We start from the raw sequence: 12,309 nt of genomic DNA, 5'->3' as shown, positions 1-12,309 counted from the left end.
GCGCTATAAGTATTTTTTAAATGAAGTATGGTTTATTTTCCTTCGTTGAATAGTTTAATCTTAATGTTGATTTCAAAATCGCCACCGGTACGTTGACGTTCGCCGGCCAGCTGAGAGGTGTAATAGCCTTGAATAAGGTACCTGTCGTAAGCTACACCTACGCCAAACGTAGAACTCTTATCGCTATGGTACATGCCCAGAAAAGAAAGAATGTTGTTTTCCAATTTCACATTTGTACCCAGGTCCCAGATGTTATCGATGTCTTTTGCCCCTCTGAAACTGATCTTTGGTTCTATAGAAATCACATCCAGGGTGGTCCCGATTTTATAGGAAGCGGCCACAAAATAAGTAGAGCCATCTACGGTATTCTGATCGTCCTTTTGCATGAATTTTTTAAGGTTGGGTAAGGCACCTTGCAGGGTAAACCTCTCGTTGGTGAAGGCGATCCCAAAATCACCATCAATAAACCCTTTACGCTGATTGAAGTTCTGTGCAGAAATGTCATCTGGTGATGCGACAATGTTATTGTTGTCCAGCTTTTCTTTCATCATACCCAGGGAAACCCCGAAATGCAGACTTCTGTTATCGCCATTTAAAGACAAGTGATAGGCATAAGTTCCCATCACGCGGGTACGTCCGATTAATCCGGCATTGTCATTGTAAATGGAAAGACCCAGTCCTACTTTTTCATAGCGATAATCACCGGTTACGGCCATGGTTACCGGTGATCCCGGGATGGACCTCCATTGATTTCGGTAACTCATATTTACATTTAACCCCTCCGTCATCCCTGCAAATGCCGGGTTGCTGAGGTATTGATTTTCATAATACTGGGCACCCAAAGGTCTGATTTGAGCAGCGGCATCCTGCCCTGCTGTTAAAAGCCCAATCATTATACCTCCGCTTACTAAAATCCTCCGCACTACTAATTTTATCATGATCAATTTTATCTGATTATTTGTCTCTTACTATAGAAATAAACCCTGTTTTTTTATGTTTTCCGGAATCTATGGTCAGGATATAATAATAGGTATCCTCTTGTAGTGGAATCCCGTTAAACAACCCATCCCAGGAATTATCATAGCCAAACATGTTGAATACAATTCTACCCTCACGGTCGAAAACCCTCAATTCGTTGTTTGGATAGAGCTCGATATTTTTAACGATCCAGGTATCGTTTTTACCATCCCCATTGGGGCTGATCATATTGTTTCCTTCCAGATCGGCATAAGGTTTGGCTTCCGAAGCCGTCATACTTACCGCGGTTAAATCCGAAAGGAGAATTGCTTTGGCAAACAGCTGACCAATATATCGCTCGTCCGTGTTCACCACACTTTCCTTCACCTGGATGAAATCTTTAGCATTGTTGCTGGTTAGCGGCGAATAGGTTAACACCAGGTTTTTGCCTTCATTGCCATTCAGTTCCACATCTTCATAGGCGAGTGCCAGTTCTCCTTCAAAATTTACCGCCCTGCTGAATCTGTACATCCGTTGAATGCTGTTGAATTTCGGAAAAATCACTACGCCAGGTTGTTTACTCAGGCTCAGGTTATTCAGGAACCAGTCGTTGGTTGGGACCAGCGTTAATCCTTCCGTACTGAATACGGTACCATTCTGAATAAAAAGACCTTCTGAATTCACCTTTAACTGCGCCTTCAATTCTGCGCTTAGCAAGAGCAGAAATCCGATAACAAGTGATGCGATTATTTTCATTATTTTGTAATTTATTCCCTGTTTAGGGTTTATTATTTCATTTCTGCTTCCAGCTGTGCTACTGTTTCCGGCAAGCCTACAATTTTGTTTGTTTTGGCATCTACCAATACCATCGTTGGCGTGGAGAGCACAAAATAAGCCGCAGCCTCAGGGCTTCTGATTCCCTGTTCTGCTCTTTTATGTTTGAAGGAACTCAGTTTAACTTTTGCCTTTTCCCAGGCAGGAATCTCTGTTTCTGTTTCATCCAGACTGATGGCAAAAACGTCCATCATTTCTGTTTTTTCAGCGCCCTGATACCAGGGATGTAATTGCTCCATGAGCTCCTTGCAATGCTGGCAGTCGGCCGACCAGAACAGCACCAGTTTATATTTGGCTTCTGTTTTGAAATCATGGAAAGGAATGGTTTTACCGGAGCCTGATTTCCAGTTGAAGTCCGGGGCAATGGAACCAACGGTTAAGGTCCCGATCCCTTTCAGGCGTTGCTCAATTGCTTTTCTTTTACTCGTCAGGCAGGTTGGATCATTCAGGTAGGGCTCCAGCATTTTAATACCGGCAGTCATGTTGAAACTTTCAAATCCGTTATAGAAGTAATCTACCATCCAGCCGTAAACCTGAGGGTTTCCCGGTTTTGCTTTTTCAATGGCTCGTTTTCCGGCAAGGGTAAACAGAGAGTCACGAAGTTCCATTGTTGTGGACATTGATCCGTAGATGTTCACGTATTTATTCATCCATTCCTTGATCTCATTTGTTTTGAGGATGGCTGGATTTTTGAAATTCATTCCATCAAAGTAATGCGCAATCACGCTGTTCAGGCGGTCGGTTGCTGTGCCTTTCCAAACGATTGGTGGAATGTGCTGAAAGACGAAGGTGTTGCTTACAAAGCTGGTTTTATATTTTTCGGTTTGGTCGGCAATCCATTTGTTGTATTGCCCGCGTCTACTGTCATATTCTGTAGTACCCTGCAGGAAAAATGGAGAAGCCGGCTGGTCATAATTCATCAGAAAGTTCTGCAGTAATCCCAGCTGTTCTCTTTTCTTGAAGTTCTCCATGGCGAAGCGGGTCATCAAGGTATTTTCCTTTTCGTCCTTTTGGAAATAGGTGCTATCCGGATTGTTCAGGGCTTTTGGTTTTACCCACAATTCCAGGTTTTGATCATTAATGAAAATGTGTTTTTCCGAAGGATAAGGGTTGCTGCTTTCCAATTCCTGAAAATCAAAACGCAAGACAAATTCTGCGGGTAACAGTACTTTTGGAATGGTCAGTGTTGCCGTTTGTCCTTTGTCAATTGATGGGTGCTCCAGTACCGTTTTAATGGACGTACCAGTTAAAGAAAGCAAGCTGATCTTACTTTTGGCTACGCCCGATAAATGTATTTTTAAGCTGACATCCTGGGCTCCTGCGGTAAGAGACATCATGCCCGATAAGGCTGCAATCAGGATTACACTTTTAAATGGATTTATGGTCATCATTATCGCTTCAATTCTTTATTATTTCAATCTTTTAAGGATCTGATCGATCTGCTCCTGTTGTTTATTCATTCGCGTTTTCAATTCCTCAATTTCTACTTGTTGTTCTTTTACGGCTTGAATCAGGATTCCTGTAAGTTGCGTATAGTCTACTTTCAGAAAGCCATCTTTGCCTTGAGTCACCATTTCCGGATATACTTTTTGCAGTTCCTGAGCGATTACACCGATTTTCGGACCTGTTGCATATTTGGTTTGATCTTTATAGACGAACCTTACTCCCCTGATCTGATCGATCTTTTGAAGTGTGGAGCTCAGGGTTTCGATATGGTCTTTCAACCTGCGATCTGATGGGGTGTAGAAATTCTGGCGTATCGTCATACTCTGCGCAAAAATTGCACTTCCGTCTGCTTCAAAAGTTATCCCTTTATTTGCGCCGCCGTCCCCGCTAATTGCGTTTGCGCCAAGCTTGATGTTTTCTACTGCAGTATGGTTACCAAGGTTGTCTTTTGCAGCAGCTACCGCAGCGGTTAATCCTGCATCCAGTGTTTTTTTGTTGACCGCATCCAGTTCTGCGATAGGATCAGCAAGGTTGCTGATTTTAAAAGCACCCATTTCTACATCCTTTACTGCTGCACCGAATCCACTCAATGGAACTGCGGTTTTAAGGGTTGAGGTCGCAATGCCTTTTGCGTTTCCTACATATAGATTTCCATCATCCAGTTTATTGTCCATCGGAATCCATTCGGTTCCATTGTACACATATAAGTGCTGATCTGTGGTGTTGTAATACGTATCTCCGGCAACTGCTGTTGTTGGTGCTGTTGGCTCTTGTGGTGTTTTCGAAGTTTTGGAATCTACATAGGCTTTAGTCGCCGCATCTTGTGCCAGTGCCGGGTCAGAAAGTCCGGTTAGTTTGAAACCACCCAATTCTACATCCTTTATTGCTGCGCCAAACCCACTTAATGGAATTGCTGTTTTTAGCGTTGAGGTCGCAATGCCTTTTGCGTTTCCCAGGTATAGATTTCCGTCGTCCAGTTTGTTGTCCATCGGAATCCATTCGGTTCCATTGTACACATATAAATGTTGGTCTGTGGTATTGTAATAAGTATCTCCGGCAACTGCTGTTATTGGTGCTGTTGGCTCTTGCGGTGTTTTAGCCGTTTTGGAATCTACATAAGCTTTAGTGGCCGCATCTTGTGCCAGTGCCGGGTCAGAAAGTCCGCTTAGTTTAAAACCACCCAATTCTACATCCTTTATTGCTGCGCCAAATCCACTTAATGGGATGGCCGTTTTAGCTATTTCTGAGGCTTTACCATTGGCATCACCAATAAAGAAGTTCCCTAATGATAAAGCAGGAAGGCCAGTTCCAGCAGTTTTTGAATCTACATAGGCTTTTGTAGCCGCCTCCTGATCTGTTTCCGGATCGGCAAGGTTAATCAGTTTGAAATTGGTTGTCCCATCACCGAAAGAGATATTTTTTTTCGGAGCTCCAAGATCACTTAAAGGAATGTCTGATTTTCTTACGGCCTCTGCTATACTTACTCCATTTCCTACCAGGATATGATCGGCTGGCAATACCATAGTTGAAGGATTAGCCACTTTTGCATCTACATATTTTTTTGTTGCGGCATCCTGTGGTTGTTTCGGATCGGCCATAAAATTGATCTGAAACTGCGTAATGGCATCTCCCATTGCGATATGCTCGATTGGCGGGGCAAAACCACTCAAAGGAATTTGTACTTTAGGTATGGCTGCTGCTTTCCCTGTTGCATTTCCTACAAACATATTATCTTCCGGAAGTGCCAATAATGTTTCCGGCACTTTAAAAAGACCATCTACATATTTCTTTGTTACGGCGTCAGTCTCTACTTTAGGCTCCGCAAGGTTAGTCAGTAAAAAACCACCGAAAGACACATCAGCCTTCGGAACTGCAAATCCGCTTAATGGAATTGTACTTTTTAATACATCCGCAGCCTTTCCATTAGCATCACCTACAAAAAGGTTGCCGGCAGTAAGAGATAAACCGGAAGGTGTGATCACCTTTTCATCTACATATTTTTTAGTTACTGCATCCAAATCAAGTTCAGGCGCTTTCAGGTTGGTTAATTTAAAACCGGCCATTGAAAGCTCAGCAGTAGGCGCTGCAAATCCGGTGATTGAAATCCCGCTTTTAAGTATCGGCACTGCCAGATTCAGATCGCCACCGATTAAGAAACTTCCTTTTGTAAGGGTAATTTTAGTTGGGTTGATTGGCCTCGTATCCACATAATTTTTAGTTACTGCATCCTGTGGATCTACAGGCTCAGCCATATTGACGATTTTATATTTGGCTCCCTGTCCTGGCAAGCCCATATGTACGTCCGCCATGGCATTTGCAAATCCGGAAATAGGGATCATGATTTTTGGTACTGCTGTCGCGATGTTAGCCGTATTACCTACAAATAAGTTATTATTTTCGAGTACCAATGCCGATGGGTTTTTAAACAAATCATCGATATAGCCTTTCGTTGCCGCATCTGTTGCTACCGACGGACTTTTAAGATTCTTGATTGCAAAAGTGGTTGCTCCATTACCCATGCGGATATCCGCATTAGGGAAACCAAAACCACTCAAAGGGATATTGGTTTTATCCAGTTTTTCGTTGGTAATGGCTAAATTGTTAATGGTTAGTTTACCTGCGCTGGTAATGGCTGCATCACCTGATAAAGGAACAGAAACCGCTTCGCTTGAAGCATTACCAACAAAGATATGGCCTTCATCGAGTACATTGTCCAGAGAAACCCAGGCGGTCTTGTTGTATACGTAAAGTTTTTTGTCGGCATCGTTATAAAATAAATCTCCTTCTCTAACACTTACGACCGAAGGATCCGGATTGGTATTTCCGGTTGGAGTAGAACCATTGGTGGATATTTTAAACCAAAGCGTCCCGTTATAGATATAGGTATTGTTATCGTCTTTATTGAAGAACATTTCTCCTGCTTTTGCAGGAGTAGGGAACTCGGATTTAGCACCACTGGCGATAACGCCGCCACCTAAAGTTACCCAGCCTTTTTCGGTAAAAGCATAAAGTTTCTTGTCGGTAACGTTATAAAAAATATCACCGAATTTAGGGTCTTTAGGGATTTCGGCATCAGTACCTGATTTGAATGCCCGAATGTCTCTGTCAATATCCTGAATTGCTGAGTTTTGCAGACTGACTCTTATCCTGTCATTGACAAACTCCTGGTCTATAAAATCTAATGCATATCCTTTGCTGGTCGGACGGTATATAGCGCCAGTATTATAAATCGCTGGATCTTTAGCCCATTCATTAGCCGCTCCCCGAAGATAAGTTACATCTACAGTAACCTGATCTCCCTTTTTACTGGTTATTTTATCAATCCTATAAGTTAATCCACTGTTATCAACTATGATATCTCCTACCAAAATATCCTCAATAGTTAAAACATAACCAGGATCGGTAAATGTACCCTCAATAGAATAATCCGAGCTTGGAGTGGAAGTTACTTCAGACGCACCACTTAAATAAAACCTGCCAAAAAATGGTGTTTGTGCATGACTAAGTAATGCCGTAAATACCAGAAAAAATGTAACAACGAAGCATTTATTTATGTTCATATTCAATTCTTTAAGTAGGTTTCTAAACATCTATTAATAACCTAAAATAAAGGTGTAAATCTTAATGGCGTCAGTCTGTAACTTCAAACTCAATACTCCACCTGTAGCACTTTCAACAACCAGGAGAACGTTTGAGGGGTTCAGATTACTCAAAGCCCTGTATGGGTAAGCAAGTCCTGGACTAGGTCTAATGATTATCCCATGTGAAGAAGGTGCCCAAAGATCATTATCAGAAGTATTGACCGTATTACCCAAATCCTTAATTCTAACCAGCACTACAGGGGGGCCTTCAGCAGCAGTTCTCCCCATCAATGGATTATCAATATTAAATCTTAGCGTATTTAGGGATACCCCGGCAGGAATAGTAACCGTGAATACATTTCTGACTCCAGGGGTTGGCCCCTCGCTTTGTTCTATGGTAACCTGTCCGTCACCGATCGATTTTACCATCGCATAGGGAGCACCTTGTGGAGAATATATTTTAGGTAGCCCAGCACCACCACCACCAGTACCACCACCTGTTGGTGCAGGCACCCATGTTGCGGCCGTTCCAGCTGCATTCACTGTTAATATTTTATCTTTATCGGCGGCAGTAATTACCGGGAGTGCAGCGCTGGGAGCCCATGTTGCGGCTGTTCCAGCTGCATTTACCGTTAATACTTTGTCTTTATCAGCCGTAGTAATAACCGGAATTTTATCCAGTTTACTTTTATCGCCAGGCAACATTAAACTTGCTGTTGAAATCGAGCCTGCAGGAATTACCGCAGAGGTACCATTAATGGCACCGATTGTACTTTTAATCGTTCCATTTGTCGGATCGGCTAGATAACTCAAATCAGTTTTAGTCGAGATCACACCAGTTGCGTCAATAGCTACACCTCCACCTGCTTTAACACCACCTAAAACCGAAGTAGTTGCCACAGGTAAGGTATAAGCTGCACCACCTCCAGAGCCATTTGCCGCGGCAGTGATCCTACCTAGTGCATCTACTGAAATATTTGCTGCAGTATAATTTCCGGCAGCAACACCTGAGTTTGGTAATGAAATCGTTGGATTACCATTTACACCATCACCATTCGCTACTGTTATACCATTACCAGTAATCGTGCGCGTAGTTGCTGCACCTGAAGCTGTTTTGACCAGGATCCCGGTACCACTTACACCTGCCAAAGCAGTCAAATTTGGATCTTTATCTTGTTTCAAAGGATCCGCCGTTACAGGAAGATTAATATCAGTTGCACCAGTAAAGAGCACCCCATTGATTTTACTCCCTGGAGCCAGTTTGCTGGCCGTTGTAGCTGTTGTTGCTGTAGCAGCATTTCCTGTTATATTACCTACAAGGTTTCCTGTAGCATCTCTTTTAACCAGCGCATTTGGTGAGGCCGAAGAACTGGCGCCTATTACAGCTGCGGTTGAACTGGCAATATTCAAAGCAGTAGCACCACCAACTGAAAGTACTGCAGGATTATCAGCATCACCTCCTAAGTCATTGTTCAATCTCAAAATACCTCTTACAGTTGGAGTCGCTGCAGCTACTCCCCCAGTTACCACGGCAGCATCGATGTAATCTTTAACTGCTTTTACACTTGGGTATTTAACGGTGGAAGTCCCATCCGCAGTGAAAGTATTACTGATCTTCGCTACATCTTGTTTTAATGCTAAGGCTGCGGCAGTTAATGTGCTGATTGGTTTAGCAGCATCGCTGGTATTGTCCACATTTCCTAATCCCAGACTTGCTCTGGTAATATCTACCACTCCAACTTGTCCATTCACCGATTTCACTAAAGCAGCAGAAGAAGGCGTTAGAATTTCTACCCAATTGGATAACGTTGAAGCTGGCTTTGCCCTCAACACATAACTTTTACTTTCCACTGTATTGATCGCCGTACTACCTACATCCGCATTACTTAATGCCAACATTTTCGCCTCAGAATCGACTACATCCACAGTACCAGAAGGCATTGCAGGCATTTGAGAAACGGGAACTTTACCTGTTCCGTCCAATGTAGCCACACCGTTCGCTGTTGCTTTTTCGGTCAGGTTGATTTTTTTAACAAGTTCGTCTTTTGTGGCTTGAGTTAATGGCTTATTGAGATCACTTGTATTGTCAACATTACCTAATCCTAATGCAATTCTAGCATCTGTCGGAGTACTGGCACCTGTACCACCATTAACAACTTTAACCACTCCTGTTACATTAGATGCGTTTCCAGAAATATCACCTGTTACCTTAGTCCCGCTTACCGAAACAATTTTAGGATCTGTCACGTTTGCATCTTTAATTTTCGCAGTCACAATCGCATTGACTGCAATAGCTGGATTAGAAGCTGTACCTGTTAAATCACCGGCTAGCTGAATTTTACCCAGCACTATAGTAGAAGCATCAGGCACACCACCTGCTCCAATTACGGCGTCTCTTACTTTATCGTCCACATAATCTTTTGTCGCTCTTACACTTGGATATAAAATATCTGAGGTGGCATCAGCTACGATATCTGTACTTTTATTTGATTTATCTTCTTTTAATCCCAATGCCAGTGCCTGGGCCGTACTTACTGGTTTATCAACGTCACTGGTATTAGTTACTTTATCTAAGTCAAGATTTTTTCTGGCACCATCTGGTGTATTTGCACCTGTTCCGCCATTTACAACACCAACAATTCCGGTCACATTTGCTGCACTTCCAGTAATATTACCCGTTACTTTAGAACCGCTCACACTGGCAATTTTATCATCTAGTACTGCACCATCTTTAATCTTCGAAGAAGTGATTGCATTGTCAGCTACGCGAGGTAAATCCGCTGTACCGGCTAAATCACCGGCTAGTTTAACTTTACCTTTAGCAGTGGCAGTCGCATCCGGATTATCCGCTGAAATCACTCCTCCATTTAGCGTAAGTCCCGGGCCCATCGTGATCACTTCCGGACTACCTGGCCCTGCTGATGTTCTACCTAATAAGGAGTTGCTGGCCATATCCGCCATCTTAGTCAGGCTAACTGCCTTATCTGCTAGACCTAAATTAGTGGCATTACCATCACCGGTTAAGGTCGCATCATGCTTCACAGCAGTTAAACCACCGCCTGCAGAAGTGCTGATCTTTGCCTGTAATTCTTCCAATGCAGACTGCACATTACTAGCCGATAAACCGCCATTTGGCGTTACCGGAACATCAATAGCAATTTGGTCACCTGAATTTATATTCGATGTATTATTCAGTATACTTAACTGCGCATCAGTCACATATTTTTTATCCGCAGATTCTTTAATATCTGCAGTAGTTGCATCTTCTCCTTTAGTTACCAAACCTTTAGCATCATACGTGATTTTGGTTTTGGTACTCCCGGTAATCGGCGCATTGCCAATTAGAACGCCATCCAAACCCAGATTTGTGATGGCTTCGGCAGCTGTTTTTCCACCTGTTCCGCCATTGGCAATGTCAACTACACCAGTTACATTGGTTGCAGTACCATTCAGGTTACCGGTAATTACACCACTAATGATTGGGTTTTTTAAAGTCGGACCATCATTAAGCACTACCATACCACCTGTTCCTGTGGTTGTTGCCGCCTCTATCGCTCCATTTGCCCCTTTTAATACAGGAGCAGCGATAGAAGTCCCTAAAGTAATGGATGGTGTAGTAGAAGGATTTAATACTGAACCTGTTAAACCATTTGCAGAAACTACAGCTACTGATTTAACGGTGCCCGTTCCTCCGCCACCGCCGGTACCACCTCCACTACCTACTAAACCACTTAAGTCTACCCGACTATTTCTTGGTCCAGAGATGGAAAGCACCGTACCTTCCAGACTTAAACTTTGGTTTAAATCGGATAAACTCACGGTATTACTGCCTATAATAGACAGGTTATACAAATTATCGAAACTCAATACGGGTAAAATCCCACCCGCAGCCAATTTATCATCTACATATTTTTTAGTTGCGGCATCCTGATTATTAGTTGGATCTGACAGATTTGTCAGTTTGAAACCACCCATAGAAACGTTCTTTGCCGCAGCACCGAATCCACTTAAAGGAATGTTAATTTTATTTAAATCGATGTTTGCAATGGAACCATTGGCAATCTTTGCAGAAGTTACTGCGTTATCAGCCAGATCAAGCTTAAGATCCGTTAACACCGCACCTGTTCCATTGGTAATGTCGATTGTACCAGAAGAGCTGACTGTTTTTCCCGTACCAGGTAAAGAATTCCCCGGTTCTCCTTTGTCCCCTTTATCTCCTTTTTCCCCATTGTCGCCTCTATCCCCTTTGTCGCCTCTATCCCCTTTGTCGCCTTTTGGACCCACTAATAAAACCCCGTTATTAGGCCAGGTACCAGAAGTTTTCGGTCCATATAGACTATTATTACCCAAATTCAGGTAAAAATCACCATTGGTACCAATAGTTGCTGAAGGAGTTGCATTGCCACTTAAAATGGTATTCCCGCTAGTTCCGGTACCACCAGTCCCTAATTCAGAGCTATTTACCAACCGTTGCCACTGTCCGTTATTGAAAAAATAGAAACCAGGAAGATTATTTGTTTGATAGATCAACAAACCATTGGCAGGATTATTGATACCTTCACGTTGAATAAGGGATAGTCTTGGAATAAGTAAACCCTTAGAAGTGGAGAGCACTTCAAGCTGCGCACTGGCATCCGGAGCGTTAGTACCTATTCCTACCTGAGCTTTTGCAGCACCAAATGCAAATAGCAACCCAATAAGCATGGAGTATTGCTTAACTGTTTTATTCATGAGATTACGGTATTGTTAATGTAGATCGTGATAATATAGATTTCAACCCAGTTTGGGCCTCTTTACAGGCCTTGGGGTTTATTCATTCTGGATTAATTATAAATTTTTATGGGTACCCTGGAATAACCTGCCATTTGTGTAGCAGGAAATCTCCTGGACTATAGTCATTTTTATAGCGCTGTGGTTCTCTTTTCTTTACTGGAAACATATCGAATACAACAATATTAAATAAAAAGGCGATTGCGTTTTTGTATATATTGGAAAGTCAACACCATACAAAAAATATCAGTTTGAGAGCAAAGCTAATATAGATAAATGGAATATTATTGTAACGATAGTAAAATAATTGATGTTCATTGCAAAAACTTTACCTAATACACTGTGAGTCAATGCGTTTTAATTTTACCTATTTATGGGTATTGCAAAATTAAATGAACTAAAAAGAACAAAAGCCTAAATCACCAGGTGAATATCTTGACTTTCGCTTATAGATCGTCTTGCAAAACGCAGGATGATTTGTCAATATGAAATTGACGAAGGAGGGTATGTAAATTTTAGTTTATCTTTTTTAACCGAAACACTTTATTTTCCTGAGCTAAGACAGCAGTTTTCAATTTTTTCAACTTTCCAATTGCTTTATGTTGCCAAAAATCTCTAGTATCGAAAGGATGTGTTAACCATAACAGTATAAAACCAGCAATTGATATCACAATCTGATGGTTATAATAGAAAAAAAGAAAGCAATTACCCTGATGGCAAT

At 42.2% G+C, this 12,309-nt stretch carries 5 protein-coding genes; all 5 read right to left on the bottom strand.

The window, feature by feature from the left end; genetic code table 11:
• Positions 1 to 32 precede the first annotated feature (32 nt).
• The 5 genes from OQX61_RS22700 to OQX61_RS22680 are packed head-to-tail and all read right to left on the bottom strand — an operon-like array spanning position 33 to position 11,549.
• Positions 33 to 938: a PorP/SprF family type IX secretion system membrane protein gene (locus OQX61_RS22700; protein WP_265844119.1), complete on the bottom strand. Its 906-nt coding sequence runs from the start codon at positions 936 to 938 to the stop codon at positions 33 to 35.
• Positions 939 to 954: 16 nt separating this feature from the next.
• A complete protein-coding gene (locus OQX61_RS22695) occupies positions 955 to 1,713 on the bottom strand; it encodes a gliding motility-associated C-terminal domain-containing protein (protein WP_265844118.1) in 759 nt (252 codons plus the stop codon).
• A 32-nt stretch (positions 1,714 to 1,745) separates the two neighbouring features.
• Complete coding sequence (locus OQX61_RS22690; protein ID WP_265844117.1) at positions 1,746 to 3,182, bottom strand: redoxin domain-containing protein; 1,437 nt, start codon at positions 3,180 to 3,182, stop codon at positions 1,746 to 1,748.
• Positions 3,183 to 3,200: 18 nt separating this feature from the next.
• The gene (locus OQX61_RS22685) at positions 3,201 to 6,797 is read right to left on the bottom strand and encodes a tail fiber domain-containing protein (protein WP_265844116.1); all 3,597 of its coding nucleotides are present in this window, start codon (positions 6,795 to 6,797) and stop codon (positions 3,201 to 3,203) included.
• A 33-nt stretch (positions 6,798 to 6,830) separates the two neighbouring features.
• Entirely contained in the window at positions 6,831 to 11,549 is a 4,719-nt protein-coding gene (locus tag OQX61_RS22680; RefSeq protein ID WP_265844115.1) for a hypothetical protein, read from the bottom strand.
• Positions 11,550 to 12,309 lie beyond the last annotated feature (760 nt).

It is taken from the genome of Pedobacter sp. PLR (assembly GCF_026239675.1).
Lineage (GTDB): Bacteria > Bacteroidota > Bacteroidia > Sphingobacteriales > Sphingobacteriaceae > Pedobacter.
Note: the sequence above shows the minus strand (reverse complement) of the source record. Positions and strands in the feature narration are given on the sequence as shown.